Annotated in this window: 18 protein-coding genes; 6 read left to right on the forward strand and 12 right to left on the reverse strand. The window is 70.3% G+C overall.

Annotated elements, in window-relative coordinates:
• Position 1: 1 nt before the first annotated feature.
• Genes ISU10_RS09335 through ISU10_RS09345 form a run of 3 tightly spaced genes read right to left on the reverse strand, consistent with a single transcriptional unit; the run spans position 2 to position 5168 of the window.
• On the reverse strand, positions 2 to 1342 hold the full coding sequence (locus ISU10_RS09335) for a serine hydrolase domain-containing protein (protein ID WP_194696112.1): 1341 nt from the start codon (positions 1340 to 1342) through the stop codon (positions 2 to 4).
• Positions 1339 to 4110, reverse strand: a complete 2772-nt coding sequence (cphA, locus tag ISU10_RS09340) for a cyanophycin synthetase (protein ID WP_370865054.1) — start codon at positions 4108 to 4110, stop codon at positions 1339 to 1341. Before cphA ends, ISU10_RS09335 begins: the two co-directional genes overlap by 4 nt.
• On the reverse strand, positions 4107 to 5168 hold the full coding sequence (locus ISU10_RS09345; protein ID WP_194696113.1) for a cyanophycinase: 1062 nt from the start codon (positions 5166 to 5168) through the stop codon (positions 4107 to 4109). The genes cphA and ISU10_RS09345 overlap by 4 nt, the downstream gene beginning before the upstream one ends.
• Before the next feature lie 34 nt (positions 5169 to 5202).
• Here ISU10_RS09345 and ISU10_RS09350 point away from each other — a divergent pair, with 34 nt between their 5' ends.
• Positions 5203 to 5751 (forward strand): SixA phosphatase family protein, encoded by a 549-nt coding sequence (locus ISU10_RS09350; protein WP_370865055.1) that lies wholly within the window; start codon positions 5203 to 5205, stop codon positions 5749 to 5751.
• A gap of 12 nt (positions 5752 to 5763) precedes the next feature.
• On the opposite strand, the gene serB is transcribed toward ISU10_RS09350, so the two are convergent.
• On the reverse strand, positions 5764 to 6996 hold the full coding sequence (gene serB, locus ISU10_RS09355) for a phosphoserine phosphatase SerB (protein WP_194696114.1): 1233 nt from the start codon (positions 6994 to 6996) through the stop codon (positions 5764 to 5766).
• A gap of 47 nt (positions 6997 to 7043) precedes the next feature.
• Positions 7044 to 7787, reverse strand: a complete 744-nt coding sequence (locus ISU10_RS09360) for an Rv1486c family protein (protein WP_194696115.1) — start codon at positions 7785 to 7787, stop codon at positions 7044 to 7046.
• A 52-nt stretch (positions 7788 to 7839) separates the two neighbouring features.
• On the opposite strand from ISU10_RS09360, the gene ISU10_RS09365 reads away from it, so the two are divergent.
• The 5 genes from ISU10_RS09365 (at position 7840) to ISU10_RS09385 (ending at position 11370) form a co-directional block, all read left to right on the forward strand.
• Positions 7840 to 8643 carry an ABC transporter ATP-binding protein gene (locus ISU10_RS09365; RefSeq protein ID WP_194696116.1) on the forward strand — a complete coding sequence of 268 codons (804 nt, stop codon included), beginning with the start codon at positions 7840 to 7842 and terminating at the stop codon, positions 8641 to 8643.
• A gap of 24 nt (positions 8644 to 8667) precedes the next feature.
• Complete coding sequence (locus ISU10_RS09370) at positions 8668 to 9141, forward strand: NfeD family protein (RefSeq protein WP_194696117.1); 474 nt, start codon at positions 8668 to 8670, stop codon at positions 9139 to 9141.
• Positions 9138 to 10277, forward strand: a complete 1140-nt coding sequence (locus ISU10_RS09375) for an SPFH domain-containing protein (protein ID WP_194696118.1) — start codon at positions 9138 to 9140, stop codon at positions 10275 to 10277. The genes ISU10_RS09370 and ISU10_RS09375 overlap by 4 nt, the downstream gene beginning before the upstream one ends.
• 49 nt (positions 10278 to 10326) lie before the next feature.
• Positions 10327 to 11091, forward strand: a complete 765-nt coding sequence (locus ISU10_RS09380; protein WP_194696119.1) for a sulfite exporter TauE/SafE family protein — start codon at positions 10327 to 10329, stop codon at positions 11089 to 11091.
• A 93-nt stretch (positions 11092 to 11184) separates the two neighbouring features.
• Positions 11185 to 11370 carry a hypothetical protein gene (locus ISU10_RS09385; RefSeq protein ID WP_194696120.1) on the forward strand — a complete coding sequence of 62 codons (186 nt, stop codon included), beginning with the start codon at positions 11185 to 11187 and terminating at the stop codon, positions 11368 to 11370.
• On the opposite strand, the gene ISU10_RS09390 is transcribed toward ISU10_RS09385, so the two are convergent.
• The 7 genes from ISU10_RS09390 to ISU10_RS09420 form a co-directional block, all read right to left on the reverse strand.
• Positions 11352 to 12320, reverse strand: a complete 969-nt coding sequence (locus ISU10_RS09390; RefSeq protein ID WP_194696121.1) for an alpha/beta hydrolase — start codon at positions 12318 to 12320, stop codon at positions 11352 to 11354. The genes ISU10_RS09385 and ISU10_RS09390 overlap by 19 nt on opposite strands.
• 30 nt (positions 12321 to 12350) lie before the next feature.
• Positions 12351 to 12941 (reverse strand): GNAT family N-acetyltransferase, encoded by a 591-nt coding sequence (locus tag ISU10_RS09395; protein ID WP_194696122.1) that lies wholly within the window; start codon positions 12939 to 12941, stop codon positions 12351 to 12353.
• Between the two features lie 68 nt (positions 12942 to 13009).
• Entirely contained in the window at positions 13010 to 13765 is a 756-nt protein-coding gene (locus tag ISU10_RS09400; protein WP_194696123.1) for a gamma-glutamyl-gamma-aminobutyrate hydrolase family protein, read from the reverse strand.
• Positions 13749 to 14528 carry a 3-oxoacyl-ACP reductase gene (locus ISU10_RS09405; RefSeq protein WP_194696124.1) on the reverse strand — a complete coding sequence of 260 codons (780 nt, stop codon included), beginning with the start codon at positions 14526 to 14528 and terminating at the stop codon, positions 13749 to 13751. The genes ISU10_RS09400 and ISU10_RS09405 overlap by 17 nt, the downstream gene beginning before the upstream one ends.
• A 45-nt stretch (positions 14529 to 14573) precedes the next feature.
• A complete protein-coding gene (locus ISU10_RS09410) occupies positions 14574 to 15926 on the reverse strand; it encodes an aldehyde dehydrogenase family protein (protein ID WP_194696125.1) in 1353 nt (450 codons plus the stop codon).
• Position 15927: 1 nt separating this feature from the next.
• On the reverse strand, positions 15928 to 17289 hold the full coding sequence (locus ISU10_RS09415; RefSeq protein WP_194696126.1) for a glutamine synthetase family protein: 1362 nt from the start codon (positions 17287 to 17289) through the stop codon (positions 15928 to 15930).
• Between the two features lie 7 nt (positions 17290 to 17296).
• Positions 17297 to 18049 (reverse strand): FadR/GntR family transcriptional regulator, encoded by a 753-nt coding sequence (locus tag ISU10_RS09420; protein ID WP_370865056.1) that lies wholly within the window; start codon positions 18047 to 18049, stop codon positions 17297 to 17299.
• Positions 18050 to 18106: the final 57 nt, after the last annotated feature.

An 18106-nucleotide genomic window follows, 5' to 3' on the forward strand; every position in this document is an offset into this window, starting at 1 on the left:
TTCATACCCGGGGAGCCACTCGTCCTGAGGAGAACAGCTGAGGACGTCCGTCGGGCAGGGTCGCGAAGGCGATCCGCCACCAGGCCTCGGTCGGGGCAGGACGCCCGGCGAACCGGTCGCCGGACGCGTCGGTCGGCAGCATGGTCACCGTCTCGACCTCGTCGAGGCCGCCGATCCCGAAGTGCGGCCGGATGGTGACCCGCAGCCCGGCGCCCTGCTCGGCGTCACCCCGCTCGGCGTCCTGCTCGACGTCGAAGTCGACACCTCGCCGCGAGTAGCGACCTACGTGCCGCTCCAGGCCACTCACCTCGATGGCGGGGTCCGGGACCGGCAGGTCTGGCGCCGTGACGCCGGCCAGCTCGGCAAGGACCTCGGGGAGCAGCCGCTCGGCCAGGGCCTCGCCGTTGTCGGAGTTGGTCAGCAGGCAGAGGGCGAAGCCGCGGTCCGGGAGCAGCCGCAGCTTGGCGATCTGGCCGACCGTGCCGCCGTCGTGAGCCAACACGCGCTCGCCGTTCCAGGATGCGACGCGCCACGAGAGCCCGATCCCACCGAGCTGCTCGGGGATCGGCAGCTGCTGCTCCCACATCTGGAGGACGGCGGTCTCGCTGAGCAGGCCGGCACCACGGTCGAGGTGCAGACGGGCATAGGCCAGCAGGTCGGCGGCCGAGCAGGTGATCAGGCCGGCGGGGCCGATCGCCCTCGGGAGGGTCCAGGTGCTGTGCGGCACGACGTCTGGCGGTCCGTGGTGCCCGATCGCAGCGGATCGGAGGATCGCTTCCTCCGGGAGGGTCACGGTGTTGGTCAGGCCGAGCGGCCTCACCAGCCGCTCGCGCAGGGACTCCTCCCACGTGCGTCCGTCGAGCACCTCGATGATCCGGCCGAGCAGCACGAAGCCGCTGTTGCAGTAGGAGTAGGCCGCACCCGGCTCGAAGGTCCGCTCCACGTCGGCCAGCAGCTCGACGTAGCGCTCCACGGCGTCGTCGCCGCGCCCGGTGTCGTCGAACACGTCGCCGTCCAGCCCACTGCTGTGGGTGAGCAGGTGCCGGATCGTGATGCGGTCCGAGGCGTCGTCCCTCCCGGTGCGCACACCAGGAAGCAGGTCCGCGACCGGCGCGTCGTAGGACAGCCACCCCTCTTCCACGAGCTGGGCCACCATCGTGGCGGTCCAGGTCTTGGTGATCGACCCGATCTGGAAGACGCTGTCGGCCGACGTCGGCTGGCCGGTGCGCGTGCTGACCACGCCGTACGGCGTGATGGTCGCTTCGCTGCCGTCCCAGACGCCGAGCACGGCGCCGGGGACCGACGCTTCCTGCGCGAGCTCCCCGAGGCGCTGCTCGATCACGACGAGGTCGTCTCCGCCGGCACGTAGTCGGGGTCGGCGGTGGGTGCGTCGGGAGAGGCGCCGGCGCCGGCGTAGGCCTGCTGCGACCAGTTCTCCAGCTCCGCCATCACCGCTGGGTGCTTGTCGACGCAGAAGACGACGAGGTCCCCGACGTTGGCGCGGGCCATCGCATGACGCACGGCCTTGATCTCGTCGTGCACCTCCTCGACCTGCTTGCACCGGGCGCCGTCGACCATGCCCCTCTTGACGCCCTCGACGACCAGGCCGGCAACCTCGCCGGCCTTGCGGCCGCGGCGGTTCTGGTCCTCGCGCACGATCACGACGTCGAAGTGGCGCGAGGCGATGTCGCCGAGCTCGCGCATGTCCTCGTCGCGACGGTCGCCCGCGGTGGCGATGACGCCGATGCGGGAGGGCCGGGCCAGGTCGTGCGAGAGAGACTCGCCGACGCGGTCCACGAAGTCGCCCAGCATCTTCATGCCCGGGGCGTTGTGGCAGTAGTCGACGATCACGTTGACGCCGTTGACATCGACCTCGTTGAGGCGTCCGGGGGCCAGGTAGTAGTTGGTGGAGAAGGTGCGCAGGCCCTGGCGGATGTCGTGGAGCGGCGCACCTGCGGCAAAGGCGGCTGCCGCGGCGGCCAAGGCGTTCTGGACGTTCATCCGGGCCCGCCCGCTGAACGTCGCGGGGAGCAGGTGTGTCCACGCCAACTGCATCTCGCGCCGGCCGTGCTTGACCACGATCATCTCGCCGCGGTCCGAAGGGTTGAGGACCAGCGCCTTCCCGCCTCGGCGGCAGTGGGCCTCGATCATCTCGCGGGCCGGCGAGCCCGGCTCCTCCATCGAGAACCAGACGACCTGGCCCGAGCAGCGACGACGCATCTCGCGCACGAGCGGATCGTCGGCGTTGAGCACGGCGTGCCCGTCACGTGGGACCGCCTCGACCAGCACCGCCTTCACATCGGCGAGCTGCTCGACGGTGTCGATGCCGCGCAGGCCGAGGTGGTCGGGCTGCACGTTGAGCACGACGGCGACGTCGTTGCGCTCGTAGCCGAGACCCTCGCGCAGGATGCCGCCACGCGCGACCTCGAAGACCGCGAAGTCGACGCGTGGGTTCTGCAGGACCATCTTGGCGCTGCGCGGCCCGGAGGCGTCGGCGCGGATCAGCAGGCGCTCGTCGATGACCACGCCGTCGGTCGAGGTCATCCCGACCTTGCGGCCCATGCCCTTGAAGATGTGGGCGACCATCCGGCTGGTCGTGGTCTTCCCGTTGGTGCCGGTGACCGCGATGATCGGGATCCTGCTCGGCGCCCCAGGCGGGAAGAGCATGTCGACCACGGGCTTGGCGATGAACTGCGGCTCGCCGATGGTCGGGTGGGTGTGCATCCGGAAGCCGGGCGCGGCGTTGACCTCGCAGATCGCACCACCGGTCTCGCGCACGGGCTCGGTGATGTCGGGGCAGATGAAGTCGATGCCCGCGATGTCGAGGCCGACCATGCGGGCGGCCTCCTCGGCGATCTCGACGTTCTCGGGGTGCGCCTCGAAGGTGCGGTCGATCGAGATGCCACCGGTCGACATGTTGCCGGTCAGGGCGAGCTTGACCATCTCGCCGTTGTCGGGCACCGACTCGAGGGTGTGGCCCTGGGCGGCGAGCACCTCCTTGGCACCAGCGTCGACCTTGATGCGGGTGAGCACCTTCTCGTGGCCCACACCACGTCGCGGGTCGGCGTTGGTGAGCTCGACGAGCTGCTCGACATTCGACGTACCGTCGCCCACGACATGGGCGGGGACGCGCTCGGCGATCGCGACCATGCGGCCGTCGACGATCAGGCAGCGGTAGTCCTTGCCCGTCACGAACGTCTCGACGATCACGGTGCCGCGCCGGCTCTGCTCCTTGGCGACGAGGTAGGCCTCGCGGACGGCGTCCTCATCTCGCAGGTCCAGGCACACGCCACGACCGTGGTTGCCGTCGAGGGGCTTGACCACGACGGGGAACCCGATCCGCTTCGCCGCAGCCACGGCGCCCTCAACGCTGCGCACGGACTCCTGCTTGGGCACGGGGAGCCCAGCGGCGCCGAGCAGCCGCGTGGTGAGGTCCTTGTCGGAGGCGACGTCGACGGCGATCGCCGAGGTCGCGCTCGTCATGGTGGCCCGGATCCGCTTGGCATGGACGCCCTGGCCGAGCTGGACCAGGGAGTACTGGTTGAGCCGGATCCAAGGGATGTCGCGCGACACGGCCTCGTCGAGGATCGCCTGGGTCGAGGGCCCGAACGCCGTGCGCTCGGCACGCAGGATGAAGCTCTCGAGCTCGGCTTCCCAGTCGAACTCCGGGTCGGACTGCACGAGATGGTTGAGCAGGCGTACGGCGAGGCGCCCGGCCGCGAGACCCACCTGCTCGTCGGCGTAGCCGTAGACGACGTTGTAGACGCCCGTGCGTCCCTTGACCTGCCGGGTCTTGCCGCGGCGGATGTCGTGGCCCACGACCTGCTGGAGTGCCAGAGCACAGTGCTCGGCGACGTGGCCCAGCCAGGTGCCCTCGTTGAGACGCTCGACGAAGCCTCCCCTGCGACCGCGCGAGCAGGAGTGGTTGGTCAGTCCCGGGAGCATCTCCAGCAGGTGCTCGGTGAAGCCGGGCAGCGTGTTGGTCGGGTGGTCCTCCAGCCGACCGAGGTCGACCACGAGGTGGATGGCCTGCTCGTAGGACCAGATGTTGGCCCCGCGGTAGACCCGCGTCTCGAGGATGGTCAGGTCCGGCGTGGGGCGTTCGGTCACGAGGCGGGTCCCTCCAGGGGGTCGGCGTTGGGTCCGATCTTGGTGCGAGTGCGGGCCAGTCGTCTACGCAGAGCAGCCGGACTCGCGTCGCCGGCGGCGATGTCGCGCGCCAGCTGGCGCATGTCGTGCTGGGCCTCGGCGATCTCGGCGGCGTCCTCCGGGTCGATCATGGGGGCCTGGGGGACGAGGTTGCGGCTGCTCAGGTCGAACGACGATCCGGCCGGCAGCACGTGGAGCACGACGCCGCTCGCCAGCAGCGGCGAGGAGCGCTTGGCCTCGTAGGCGTTGGAGACGATGCGAGCAGGGTCGAGGATCGTCACGCAGCCGCGGCCGATGACGCTGAGCACCTCACGTGGCGAGCCGTCGATGTCGTCGTGTCTGATCACCGCGCAGGTGTCCTCGTCGACGCCGATGCCCAGCAGCTGCGGCGACTGGGCCACGATCATCAAGAGGCGGCCGTAGCGGTTGCGCTGGTCGAAGTGCTGGTCGATGACGGCGTTCTGCACCAGCCCGAGCCCGGCGGCGACCTGGGTCATCCGCTGCTTGGGGGTGGCACCACCGACACCGAACGCGACCATGTGCGAGGACTGGATGCTGGCTCCCGCGGACGTGCCCGCCACCACCGCGCCCCTGAGGTGTGCCTCCACGATCGCTTCGCCGAGCGGGGTGCCGCAGATGACGGCCGACAGCTTGAGCTGGTTGCCGCCGGTCATGAAGATCCCGGTCGCCTCGCCCACGGCCTTGACCAGGTCGGGATCGTGGGCCTCCTCGCGGCTGTCCGGCCGCACCGGAACCACCTCGCCGGCACCCAGCCGCCGGAACAACGCGTCGTAGACCTCGACGACCTCGTCGCCGAGCGACGACGCGGTCGGGATCAGGGCGATCCGTGCGTCCGCGCCCCCGGAGGCGGCGACGAACTCCTTGAGGATGGTTCGCTTGCGCAGCTTGTCCTCGGCTCCGCCGATGACGAGGAGCGGTCCGGGCCCGGACGAGTGGCTGGACGCGCCAAAGGCCCGGTTGTCGGCCCGGTTGTCGGCCCGGCTGTCGGTCGGCGGCATGACACCGCAGGCTAGCCGGTGCGAGAGTGGACGGGTGCAGGACGAGGGGAGTGCGGACGGTCCCGCCGGAGCGCCGAGGCGCCGTCGCATCGCGGTGATGCGCCACGGCAAGGCCGAACCCTCCGGTCGCACCGACTTCGAGCGCGAGATCGCAGAGCGCGGCCGCCACGACTCCGCCGACACCGGCTCCTGGCTGGCCGAGCAGGGGTTCGTGCCCGACCTGGCGCTGGTGTCGGCCGCGCATCGCACGGTCGGCACCTGGCGCAGCGTGGCGGCGGCCGGCGGCTACGACCTCGAGCCGCGACTGTCCCAGGTCCTCTACGGAGCCGGGCCGGAGACCGCCCTCGACCTGCTGCGGGAGTCGGCCGCCGAGGCGAGCGCGATCCTCGTCGTCGGCCACAACCCGACGATGGCCTACCTCGCCTCTCTGCTCGACAACGGAGAGGGCGATCCCGAGGTCGCCTCGGAGATGATGTCCGGCTACCCGACCAGCGCCGTCGCGCTCTTCGCCTACGAGGGACAGTGGCGCGACCTCGACGAGGCCAGCGCGACATTGGTCGGCTACTACGTCGGGCGCGGCTGACGCGACCCCCGCTCAGACGGGCGGGGCCGGAGTCACGACGCCATCGGCGGCGTCGGCGGCCTCGATCTCCTCGCGGGAGATGCCGAGGATGTACATGATCGCGTCGAGGTAGGGGACGTTGACCGCCGTGTCGGCGGCCTGCTGGAGGACGGGCTTGGCGTTGTAGGCGATGCCGAGGCCCGCGGCGTTGAGCATGTCGAGGTCGTTGGCACCGTCGCCGATCGCCACGACGGCCGAGAGGGGCACGCCGACGTCGGCGGCAAACTGGCGCAGCGCGGCCGCCTTGCCCGCACGATCGACGACGTCGCCCACGATGCGACCGGTGAGTCGCCCGTCGACGATCTCGAGCTCGTTGGCCCGTGAGTAGTGGATCCCGAGGTCGTCGGCCAACCGGTCGGTGATCTGGGTGAAGCCACCGGACACGATCGCGAACCGGTAGCCGAGCCGGCGCAAGGTCCGCACCATCGTGCGCACCCCCGGGGTGAGCACGATCGACTCGTAGACCTCGTCGAGGACCGTCGCCTCGAGGCCCGCCAGCTTGGCGACGCGCTCGACGAGGGCAGCCTCGAAGTCGAGGTCGCCGCGCATCGCCGCATCCGTCACGGCCGCGACCTCGCGCTCGACCCCGGCGTGAGCGGCGATCATCTCGATCACCTCGCCCTGGATCAGGGTGGAGTCGACGTCGAGCACGATCAGCCGCATGCCGTGCCGGCTGAGGTTGGCCGGCTGCACGGCGATGTCGAGACCGTGGGTGGCGGCCTCCACCGACAGCACCGAGCGCAGGGTCTCGGTGTGGGCGCCCGAGACGTGGAGGTCGATCGCGGTCACCGGGTATCGAGCCATCCGCTCGATGCGGTCGATGTTGGCGCCCGTGTCGGCGATCCTGCCGGCCACGGCGGAGAACGCGCGGGCCTTGAGCGGCGCCCCGATCACGGTCACGTGTGAACGCCCGTCGAGACGTTGCCGGTTGTCGCCGGTGCCGCGGTCGACGTCGACGGTCATGCCGAGCGCGCTCGCGGTGGCCTCCACCTTGTCGCGCAACCTCTTCCAGTCCCGCGGGGCGGTCACCAGGACTCCGAGGATCAGCCGGCGACGCAGCACGATCTGCTCGATGTCGACGACCTCGACCCCGGACTCGGCCAGCACCGAGAAGATCGCCGAGGTCACGCCCGGACGGTCCTTGCCGACGAGCGTGATCAGCAGGGTCTCGGGTAGCTGTGTCTCCGCGGGAGGTACGTCGGTCATCTCGGCACGAGGCTAGTGCCCGCCGGGTGCGCGGCCCCGGTGGTGTCTCAGCCAGGAGGCCAGACCTCGGGCGAGCACGCCGCGACCAGGGCGTGCCGCGCGGCTCTGGCGAGGTCGCGCAACGCCGTACGTCGTGCTGTTGCGTCCGCGGCGCTCACCGAGCCGCCGTCGTCGTCGAGGGCGAGCTCGACGATCGCGGCAGCCTGGAGGGCGCGGGCCGCGAGCTCGACGCACCGCGGTGGTGTGCCTGGTGGCGCGTCGAGCCGGGGTGTGTGGCGCAGGTTCATCAGCTCGTCGGCGACCTCGGGCCGCCAGCGGGCCACGTCGAGGGCGGCGAGCCGCTCGGCCGCCGCGAGCAGGTCACGGCGCAGACGGCGGTCGGCCTCGCCGACGTCGTCGAGCTGGCGCGGGCGGGCGTCGTACTCCAGCCAGAAGATGACGGCGCCCTCTCGGCGGGGCACGAGTGCGCGCTCGCCGGCCACGACGGCCTCTCCGGCCTCCAGGGCGGCGTGGTTCAGCTCGCGCGGACCGCCGAGGCCTGCCAGGTCACCCTCGGAGGGCAGGGCGAGGCCGAGGTGCTCGACCCCGGAGGACCGAAGCCCGCCGAGGGCCGTCGCGAGGCCTTCGGGGCTCTGGTCGCCGCCGTGTCCGACGACGCGGTGCGTGGCGTCGTCCCCGATGATCGCGTCCACGGCCAGGTCGGCGACGACCTTGCCGCGCAGCCACGCGGTGCCCCACCACGCGAGTCGCCCGGATGCAGGCAGAGTCGTCGGGTGAGGGGTGGTGGTCACGGGCGGCGAGGATACGCCGTTGCCGGACGTCGCCTTCGCTACGGTTGGCCGCATGTCCGCCGCCGTCCTCGAGTTCGCCGATGTGACGGTGAGGCGGGGACAGGCCACTCTGCTCGACTCGATCTCCTGGCGGGTCGAGGAGCCGGATCGCTGGGTGATCCTTGGTCCCAACGGCGCCGGCAAGACGACGCTGCTCCAGGTCGCGTCCGCCATGATCCATCCGACCGACGGGGTGGTCGGCATCTTGGGAGAGGTGCTCGGCACCGTCGACGTCTTCGAGCTGCGACCGCGCATCGGCGTGACCAGCGCAGCCCTCGCCGAACGCATCCCTCGCCACGAGAAGGTGCTCGACGTCGTGGTGTCGGCCGGCTACGGCATCGTGGGTCGCTGGCGAGAGACCTACGACGACCTCGACTACGAGCGCGCTGACGAGCTGCTGCACGAGGTGGGGGCCCAGCGGCTGGGCGACCGCACGTTCGGGACGTTGAGCGAGGGCGAGCGCAAACGCGTGCAGATCGCGCGCGCGCTGATGACCGACCCGGAGCTGCTGCTCCTCGACGAGCCGGCGGCCGGACTCGACCTCGGCGGACGAGAGGACCTGGTCTCGACGCTCTCGCTGCTGGCCAGTGCCCGGTCGTCGCCGGCGACGGTGCTGGTCTCCCACCACGTCGAGGAGATCCCGCCCAACTTCTCCCACGCCATGCTGCTGCGTGACGGGCAGGTGGTCGCCGCCGGCCCGATGGACGAGGTGATCACCGAGGCCAACCTGACCGCCACGTTCCGGATGCCACTCGTGCTCACCCACGAGGCCGGTCGGTACGCCGCCCGGCGCCGCGCCCGACGCCATCGTGCCTAGCCCCCCGCCGGATAGGGTTGCCGCATGGAGTGGCTGGGAGACCACCTGTGGGCCGGATGGCTCGCGCTGGCGATCGCTCTGGGCGCGGCGGAGCTCGCCAGCCTCGACCTGATCCTCCTGATGCTCGCCGTGGGCGCGATCACCGGCGCGATCACCGCCGGGATCGGCCTCCCGATCGTGCTCCAGATCCTCATCGCGGGCGGCGCGTCCGTCGCGATGCTGGCCCTCGTGCGGCCCAACCTCGTCAAGAAGCTGCACGGCGGTCCCGACCTCCAGCTCGGCCACGGCAAGCTGGTCGGTCGCCAGGCCATGGTCACCGAGGACGTCACCAGCCTGGCGCCCGGACGGGTCAAGCTCGCCGGTGAGATCTGGACGGCCCAGCCCTACGACGACTCGTTGACCATCAAGGCCGGGGAGACTGTGGAGGTCTACGCCATCAAGGGCGCGACCGTCTTCGTCCATCCGGTGAACCCCGAGCTACCAGGGAGCCTCACATGAACCCGATCCTGCTGGGCTTTCTCGTCGTCTTCGTCCTGTTCGTCATCTTGGTGCTGGCCAGGACGGTGCGGATCGTCCCGCAGGCGCGCGCGGGTGTCGTGGAGCGCTTCGGCAAGTACAAGGAGACGCTCAACGCCGGCCTCAACATCGTGGTGCCGTTCGTCGACAAGGTCCGCTACCTCATCGACCTGCGCGAGCAGGTGGTCAGCTTCCCGCCGCAGCCGGTGATCACCGAGGACAACCTGGTGGTCTCGATCGACACCGTCATCTACTTCCAGGTGACCGACCCGATCGCAGCGACCTACGAGATCGCCAACTACATCCAGGCCATCGAGCAGCTCACCATGACCACCCTGCGCAACATCGTGGGTGGCATGGACCTCGAGGAGACGCTGACCAGTCGTGACCAGATCAACTCCGGCCTTCGCGGCGTGCTCGACGAGGCCACCGGGAAGTGGGGCATCCGCGTCAACCGGGTCGAGCTCAAGGGCATCGACCCGCCGCCGTCGATCAAGGACTCGATGGAGAAGCAGATGCGCGCCGACCGTGAGAAGCGCGCCGTCATCCTGACCGCCGAGGGCCAGCGGCAGGCCGCGATCCTCACCGCCGAGGGCAACAAGCAGTCCATGATCCTCAACGCCGAGGGCGACCGCGAGTCGGTGATCCTCCGAGCCCAGGCCAACCGGGAGTCGGCGATCCTGCGGGCCCAAGGCGAGGCGCAGGCCATCACCAACGTGTTCCAGGCGATCCACGACGGACAGCCCGACCAGTCACTGCTGGCCTACCAGTACCTCCAGATGCTGCCGAAGATCGCGGAGGGCGACGCCAACAAGGTGTGGGTGATCCCCAGCGAGATCACCAAGGCTCTCGAGGGGCTGGGCTCCGCGGTTCACGAGGTCGCCGGCATCCCGCTCAAGTCCGAGGGCGTGCGCCACCGGGTGGCCGACTACGGCTCCGAAGAGCGGCTCGCCACCGGCGCTGACCGCGAGCTGGCCGGCACCAACAAGGCCGTCGAGGAGGCCATCGCCGAGGCAGAGCACGCCGCGCACCCGGGCTCGACTCCTGCGCCGGGCGACATCGTCGACAGCGAGTCCCCGGAGCAGCCACCACCGCCGCCGGCGCCGCCTGCCCAGTGACGCAGTCCCGAGGCTCGCAAGCTCGCAGCTCGCCCGGCGAAGGTCGCCAGTGACCCCGTTCGAGATCGTGGCGATCCTGCTCGCAGGGGTCGCCGCGGGCGGCATCAACGCCGTCGTCGGGTCGGGCACGCTGATCACCTTCCCGACGCTGCTGGCCTTCGGCGTACCCCCGGTGACCGCCAACGTGTCCAACACCATCGGCTTGGTGCCCGGCACGTTGTCGGGCGTCCTGGGATACCGAGCCGAGCTCGCCGGGCAGCGCTCCCGGGTGGTGCGGCTGTCCTCGGCGTCGTTGATCGGTGCGGCCGTCGGCGCCGGGTTGTTGCTGTGGCTGCCCAGCGAGGCCTTCGACGCCATCGTCCCGGCGCTGGTCGGGCTCGGCGTGCTGCTGGTCATCATCGGGCCGCGGGTCCAGCGCTGGGTCGCGGCGCGAGCCGAGGACCGCGGCGGGCTGCCCGACCACGGCGCGGCGTGGCTGTGGCCGGCGATCCTGCTGCTGGGCGTGTACGGCGGCTACTTCGGCGCCGCGCAGGGCGTGCTGCTCGTGGCGGTGCTGGGGATCGGGGTGGTCGACACCCTGCAGCGGCACAACGCCACCAAGAACGCGCTCTCACTGGTGGTCAACACCGTTGCCGCCGTGGTGTTCATCGCGGTCGCCGATGTCGACTGGGCGGTCGCCGGGCTGATCGCCGTCGGTTCGGTGATCGGTGGTCAGCTCGGTGCGACCGTGGGGCGACGACTGCCGGCCACCGTCTTGCGGGGTGTCATCGTCGCGGTCGGCCTCACCGCCCTGGTCACCCTGCTCTGGCCCTGAGCGTCACTCCGCGCCGCGAACGATGTCCTTCAGGTCCGTCAGGGCCTCGATCCGATGCCTCGCCCGGGAGAAGTCCTGCGTCCGGGTGAACTCGTGACGGACGATTGCGCAGTCGATGCCCGCCGCCACGGCGGAGGCCAGACCGTACTGCTCCTGGTCCAGGGTCAGACCGATGTCGGCCAGGGCGCGCTGGCCGGCTCTGAAGTACTAGAGCTCGGTGTCCACGAGCACGCCGTCGTGGTCGAGCAGGACGTAGTGCTTCACGGGTGGTCGACGTAGGCATCCAGCCAACGTCCGAGCTCGCTGTACGCACGCGCGCGGATGGGGGGACGCGAGAGGAAGACGTCGTGCATGGCGCCGTCGATGCCGGTGTAGGTGACATGTCGGCCGAGCGCGGTGGACCAACGCCGGATCTGGGCGACGTCGACCACGATGTCGTTGCCGTGCACCTCCTCGCCCAGCGCCCGGACGTCGACAGTGGCGCCCGAGCTCTGCACGAGCACCGGGCAGTCGATGTCGAGGCCGGCGTGCACCTCGGCGTGGGCGTTGCGAATGGCTCGCAGCCATCCGGCGTACACCGGCCACGACTCGAGGGTCTTGAGCTTGAGGTCGTAGTCCCACTCACCGGCATGGTCGCGGTGCAGGCTCTCGCCGTAGATCGTCGTGATCTCACGCCGGATCTCGCGCATCGGCTGGCGCCCGCCCAGCTGCTTGACCAGGACCGTAGCGGCGGTGCGCAGCCAGAGGGAGCCGCGCATGTCGAGCCAGGGGGCGTTGAGCGCGACGCCCGCGAGATGCGGCGCCCCCTCGTCCGCCCACAGCGCCAGGGTCAGCCCGCCGGTCGAGTGGGCCGTCGCGACCACGTGGTCGTGGGCGTCGCGCTCGGTGATCCGGGCCCAGGCCGCGTCGAGGTCGTCGAAGTACTCGCGGATGTCGGTGACGAAGTTGGGCGTCTGCCACTCGCGCAGGCTCCTGCCGTAGCGACGCAGGTCGATCGCGTAGAAGTCGTAGCCGCGAGCCACCCACCAGTCGGCGTACTCCTTGTTGAAGAAGTAGTCGTTGAAGCCATGGACGTAGACGACGGCCTTCGACGTCGCAGATCCGGCGGCACGGCGCACCAGGGTGGTGACGACCGGACCCTGGTCGTCGTCGGCGAAGGCAATCGTCTCGGCCGTGTACGGCGGCCCGAGGAGCTCGTCGACGGGTGCGGTCTCGTCTCGACGGCTCATGTCCCCAGTCTGCCGCCGGGGCGCCACGATTCAGAGCAGGCCTCGCGGCGACCGCTGCATCGGCCGCAGCACGGCTTCGTCGCGAGGGGTCGCCACCTCGGCGACGACGCTGAATCCGTGCCGCTCGTAGAAGCTGACGTTGCGTCCGTTGGTGGAGGTCAGCGCGCAGGGGAGGCCGTCACGGTCGGCTGCCGCCAGCTGCGGGGCCAGTGCGGCCGCGCCGAGACCGCGACCAGTCGCGCGGCCGCGGATGCCGACGTACTGCAGCGTCCAGTGGGGGGCCTCCGGCTCGTAGGTCCGGGAGTCGACGATGGCGGCGAGTGCCAGGTCGGCAACCTCCTCTCCTGCGTGGGAGGCGATGAGCGATCGCCCCCGCTCGAAGGCGTCCGGCCCGGCCAGGGTGATGTCGGGCGGGATCCACGCGATGGCTACGTCGCCGCCGAGATAGGTGTGACCGCGCTCGAAGCACAGGTCGCTCACCAAGGTCATCCAACCTGGACCGAAGGCGCGCCAGTCGGCCTCGTCGGGTGCGATCCAGCGGAAGAACGGGTCGCTCCCGAAGGCGTCGACCCAGATGTCGACCACGATCGGCAAGTCCCTGCGCAAGGCCTGGCGAAGCATGCCGACATTGTGTCGCTCGCTCGTGCCGATGAACCGAGCGCCGGCTGGGTCGTGTGCCTGAGGGAGCGCTAGAGCGCTCCTTGGGGCACACGACCCGAGGAAGCGGCGTCCACCAACGCGCTGAACAAGGCGATGTCGCGACCCATCTCCGGGTGCCACTGGACGCCCATGTAGAACCGGTCGCCCGGCGCCTCCATGGCCTCCACGATCTCGTCGGGTGACCACGCCGTGGCCCGGAACCCGGGGTGGGAGCGCACCGACTGGTGGTGGTGGCACAGTGCCTCCACCGACTCGCCCTCGGCGTCGCGCACGCGCGATCCCTCGAGCGTGCGGACCTTCAGCCGCCCGAACACGTCGGCGCCGGGGGAGTGCTCCTCGTGACCGACGACGTCGGGGGTGTGCTGGTCGAGCGCTCCGCCGGCTGCCACGGCCATCAGCTGCATGCCCCGGCACACGCCCAGCACGGGAAGCTGGATCTCGTCGGCGGCCGACAGCAGGGCGAGCTCCCACGCGTCGCGGTCCTCGCGCCACGCCGTCGTGCGCTCGTGCGGCTCGTCGCCGTACCTCAAGGGGTCCACGTCGGCACCGCCCGAGATGACCAGGCCGTCGAGCCGCGAGACGACGGCGCGAGCCGACGCCAACGAACCGGACGCGGGCGGGAGCAGGACGGGAACACCGCCTGCGGCGACGATCGCATCGGCGTACTCGGCGTGCAGCACGTCGGCGCGCTGGCGCCACACGCCCCAGGCGGCCTCCTCGCGATAGGTGCTCAGCCCGATGACGGGGCGGGTGCCCGGGGCGCCGGGGTCAGAGTGGAGTGACATAGGCCCCGGAGATCCCACCGTCGACGAGGAAGGTGCTGGCCGTCATGAACGACGACTCGTCGGAGGCCAGGAACAGCACGGCGTTCGCCATCTCCTCCGGCTCGCCGAAGCGCCCCATCGGGACGTGCACGAGCCGTCGCGCCGCGCGCTCCGCGTCCTTGGCGAACAGCTCCTTGAGCAGGGGAGTGTTCACGGGTCCGGGGCAGAGCGCGTTGACCCTGATGCCTTCGCGCGCGAACTGCACGCCGAGCTCGCGCGTCATCGACAAGACGCCGCCCTTGGAGGCGGAGTAGGAGATCTGGGAGGTGGCCGCGCCCATCACTGCCACGAAGGAAGCGGTGTTGATGATCGAGCCGGACTTCTGCTCGAGCATGTAGGGCAGGGCCGCCTTGCAGCACAGGTAGACGCTGGTGAGGTTGACGCGCTGCACGAGGTCCCACGCGTCGAGGTCGGTGTCGAGGATGGAGTCGTCCTGCGGCGGGCTGATGCCGGCGTTGTTGAAGGCGATGTCGACCGAGCCATAGGTGTCCTTGGCCGTCTTGAACAGCGCGTCGACCTGGTCCTTGTCGGTGACGTCGACCTGCACGAAGGTCGCCACGTCCGGCCCGCCGAGCTCGTCGACGACCTCGGCGCCCCGGTCGGTGTTGATGTCGCCGATGACGACCTTCGCGCCCTCCTCGACGAAGCGGCGTGAGGTCGCCAGCCCGATCCCGGAGCAGCCTCCGGTGACGACGGCAACCTTGCCCTCGATACGTCCTGCCATCTGTTCCTCTTTCAGTTCCTGGGTCTCGACAAGCTCGACCGACGGTCAGTCATCGCTGAAGAAGACGTTCTTCTCCTCGGTGAAGGCGTTGGGGGCGTCGGGGCCGAGCTCGCGTCCGAGGCCCGACTGCTTGAACCCGCCGAACGGCGTCCAGTAGCGGACGCTCGAGTGGGAGTTCACGCTGAGGTTGCCGGACTCGATCGCCCGCGAGACGCGCAGGGCCCGCCCGAGGTCGCGGGTGTAGATCGAGCCGGACAGCCCGTACTCGGTGTCGTTGGCCAGCGCGACCGCCTGCTCCTCGTCGTCGAAGGCCATCACGGCCACGACTGGCCCGAAGACCTCCTCGCGCCAGACCGGCTCGTCGGTGGCCTTCGACTCGACCACCGTCGGCGGCAGCCAGAACCCGTCGCCCCCGGGCGAGGTGCCCTGGAAGGCGATCGTCGCGCCGTCGATGTAGCCCTGCACGGCGTCGCGCTGCCGGGCCGAGACCATCGGTCCCATCTCGCTCTCGTCGAGCGAGGGGTCGACGACCTTCATCTGCTGGACGGCCGTCTCCAGACGGCCGACGAACTCGTCGTACGCCGAACGCTCGACCAGGATCCGCGAGCGGGCGCAGCAGTCCTGACCGGCGTTGTCGAACACGGCGTACGGCGCCGTGGCAGCCGCCTTGGCGATGTCGGCGTCGGCGAAGACGACGTTGGCGCTCTTGCCGCCGAGCTCGAGCGTCACCCGCTTCACCTGGTCGGCACAGCCGGCCATGATCTGCTTGCCGACCTCGGTCGAGCCGGTGAAGCACACCTTGCGCACGAGCGGGTGGCTCACGAAGCGCTGGCCCACGACGGAGCCCTGGCCGGGCAGCACGGTGAAGACGCCCTGGGGGATCCCGGCCTCGATCGCGAGCTCAGCGATCCGCATGGCGGTGAGCGGCGTGATCTCGGCTGGCTTGAGCACGACCGTGTTGCCGGCGGCCAGCGCGGGTGCGAAACCCCAGCCGGCGATGGGCATCGGGAAGTTCCAGGGCACGATGATCCCCACGACACCCAGCGGCTCGCGGAACGTCACGTCGACGCCGCCGGCGACCGGGATCTGTCGGCCGAACAGCCGCTCGGGTGCGGCCGAGTAGTAGTTGAGGCAGTCGCGGACGTTGCCGGCCTCCCAGCGGGCGTTGCCGATGGTGTGGCCGGAGTTCTCGACCTCGAGCCTGGCCAGCTCCTCGTTGTGGGCGTCGACGATCGCGGCGAACGAGCGGAGCAGCCGCGCACGCTCGCCCGGCGCGAGCGCTCGCCAGGAGACGAACGCCTCCTGGGCCCGCTCGATGGCTGTGTCGGTGTCGTCGAGAGACGCGGACGGGACCTCCCGCAGTGCGGCTCCGGTCGTCGGGTTGATCAGTGTCGTCATGTCACATCCGCTCGAAGGTGCGGGCCAGCTCCCAGTCCGTCACGTGCGCGTCGAAGGCCGCGAGCTCGACGTCGGCCATGTTGACGTAGTGGTCGACGACCTCGTCGCCGAACGCCGAACGGGCGACATCGGACGCCGCGAACCGGTCGCGAGCGTGGCGCAGGGTGTGCGGGACGTGCGGCTTGTCGGACTCGTAGGCGTTGCCGACGAGAGCGTCCTCGAGTGGCAGCTCGTTCTCGATGCCGTGCAGTCCGCCCGCGAGCATCGCGGCAAGTGCGAGGTAGGGGTTGACGTCTCCGCCGGGCAGCCGGTTCTCCATCCGGGCACTCTTGCCGTGGCCGACGAGCCGGACCGCGCAACTGCGGTTGTCCAGACCCCACGCCACGGCGGTGGGGGCGAAGGAGCCGGCGGCGAAGCGCTTGTAAGAGTTGATGTTGGGCGCGTAGAGGAGCGTGAAGTCCTCCAAGGTCGCGAGCACGCCGGCGATGAACTGGTCGTAGAGCGGGGTGCGCTTGCCGTCTTCCCAGAAGACCACGTCGCCGTTCTCGCCGCGCAGGGAGAGGTGGATGTGGCAGGAGTTGCCCTCACGCTGGTTGTACTTGGCCATGAAGGTGATCGACTGCCCGCGTTGGGCGGCTATCTCCTTGGCGGCGGTCTTGTAGACGCTGTGGTTGTCGGCGGTCGTCAGGGCGTCGGCGTAGAGGAAGCCGATCTCGTGCTGGCCGAGGTTGCACTCACCCTTGGCGCCCTCGACATCCAGCCCGGCGGCGTACATGTGGTTGCGGATGTCGCGCAGCAGTGGCTCGACGCGACTGGTGCCGAGGATGGAGTAGTCGATGTTGTACTGGTTGGCGGGCGTGAGGTCGCGCCAGCCGAGGTCGTGCGCCTCCTCGTAGGAGGTGTCGAAGGCGATGAACTCCAGCTCCGTACCGGCGAGCGCGACCAGGCCTCTGCCGGCGACGCGCTCGAGCTGGTGCTTGAGCACCGTGCGCGGGGACTGGAGCACCGGGGCGTGGTCGAGCCACACCAGGTCGCACTGCACCATGGCGGTCTTCGGGTGGTGGGTCAGCTGCCGCAGGGTCGCCCAGTCCGGCACGAACTCGAAGTCGCCGTACCCGCGCTCCCACGACGAGATGGCGTAGCCGCCGACGGTGTTCATGTCGATGTCGACGGCCAGCAGGTAGTTGCAGCCCTCGGTGCCGCTTTCGAGCGCGACGTCGAGGAAGTAGCGGCCGTGCAACCTCTTGCCCTGCAGTCGCCCCTGCATGTCGGTGAAGGCCATGATCACGGTGTCGATGTCGTCTTCGTCGATCATCCGGCGGAGTCGCTCGAGCGTCAGGAAGCGGTCGTTGGGTGGGGTCATCTCTCTCCTAGCCCAGCAGGCCGCGCAACAGCGCGGCGGTGTCGTCGCAGTGCTCCTCCATGACCGCGCGAGCACGGTCGTGGTTCCCCCTCCTGATCGCCCGCACGAGCGAGGCGTGCTGTCGGTCGGAGTGGTGGATGTTGGCCTCCAGCACCGGGATCGCCAGCAGCATCTCGTGCAGCGTCGCCTGGACACTGGTGACGGCCTCGACCATCCGATGAGAGCCGGTGAGGGCGGCGATCGTGAGGTGGAAGCGGGAGTCGGCCTGCCGGTGTTCCGCGGGCCGTCGGGCGCGTGCCACGTCCTCGTGTGCCTCGTCCAGCTGGGCAAGCGCGCCCTCGTCGAGCGTGGCCCGGGCAGCCAGGCTCGCTGCTCCCGGCTCGACGATGCGACGGAACACCAGGGAGTCCAGCCAGTCCTGGCGCTTGCCCTCGGTGATGCGGGCGGCGGCGCGGGCAGACGGCGTGCGCGGCTTCAACGTGACGACCGTGCCCCCGCCGCGACCACGCCGCGTCTCGACGAGGCCGGCCTCCCGCAGCGCGGCCATCGCCTCGCGCAAGGTCGAGCGGGACACCTTGAGCCGCTCGGAGAGCTCGCGCTCGCTGGGCAGGGTGCTTCCCAAGGGGTAGACGCCGAGGCGGATCGTCGCGGCCAGCTGCTCGACGCAGGCCTCGAACGCGTGATAGCCGCGAGCCGGACGCAAGACGGCCTCGGTGAGGTCGTGACCGGTCGTGGGACCGGCCCCCGGCGAGGGCAGCACGGGGCGAGTCTGGCACTACGCCGAAGCATGCGACAGTGGGTAAAGGTCTGAGTTCAT

It is taken from the genome of Nocardioides agariphilus, assembly GCF_015352445.1.
Classification (GTDB): Bacteria; Actinomycetota; Actinomycetes; order Propionibacteriales; family Nocardioidaceae; genus Nocardioides; species Nocardioides agariphilus.

Coding starts and splice junctions, on each gene's coding strand:
- ISU10_RS09395 (WP_194696122.1), bottom strand. CDS start 12,941: ATGCTTCGCCAGGCCTTGCGCAGGGACTTGCCGATCGTGGTCGACATC.
- ISU10_RS09410 (WP_194696125.1), bottom strand. CDS start 15,926: ATGACGACACTGATCAACCCGACGACCGGAGCCGCACTGCGGGAGGTC.
- ISU10_RS09365 (WP_194696116.1), top strand. CDS start 7,840: ATGTCCGCCGCCGTCCTCGAGTTCGCCGATGTGACGGTGAGGCGGGGA.
- ISU10_RS09405 (WP_194696124.1), bottom strand. CDS start 14,528: ATGGCAGGACGTATCGAGGGCAAGGTTGCCGTCGTCACCGGAGGCTGC.
- ISU10_RS09400 (WP_194696123.1), bottom strand. CDS start 13,765: ATGTCACTCCACTCTGACCCCGGCGCCCCGGGCACCCGCCCCGTCATC.
- ISU10_RS09390 (WP_194696121.1), bottom strand. CDS start 12,320: ATGAGCCGTCGAGACGAGACCGCACCCGTCGACGAGCTCCTCGGGCCG.
- ISU10_RS09375 (WP_194696118.1), top strand. CDS start 9,138: ATGAACCCGATCCTGCTGGGCTTTCTCGTCGTCTTCGTCCTGTTCGTC.
- ISU10_RS09345 (WP_194696113.1), bottom strand. CDS start 5,168: ATGCCGCCGACCGACAGCCGGGCCGACAACCGGGCCGACAACCGGGCC.
- ISU10_RS09370 (WP_194696117.1), top strand. CDS start 8,668: ATGGAGTGGCTGGGAGACCACCTGTGGGCCGGATGGCTCGCGCTGGCG.
- serB (WP_194696114.1), bottom strand. CDS start 6,996: ATGACCGACGTACCTCCCGCGGAGACACAGCTACCCGAGACCCTGCTG.
- ISU10_RS09415 (WP_194696126.1), bottom strand. CDS start 17,289: ATGACCCCACCCAACGACCGCTTCCTGACGCTCGAGCGACTCCGCCGG.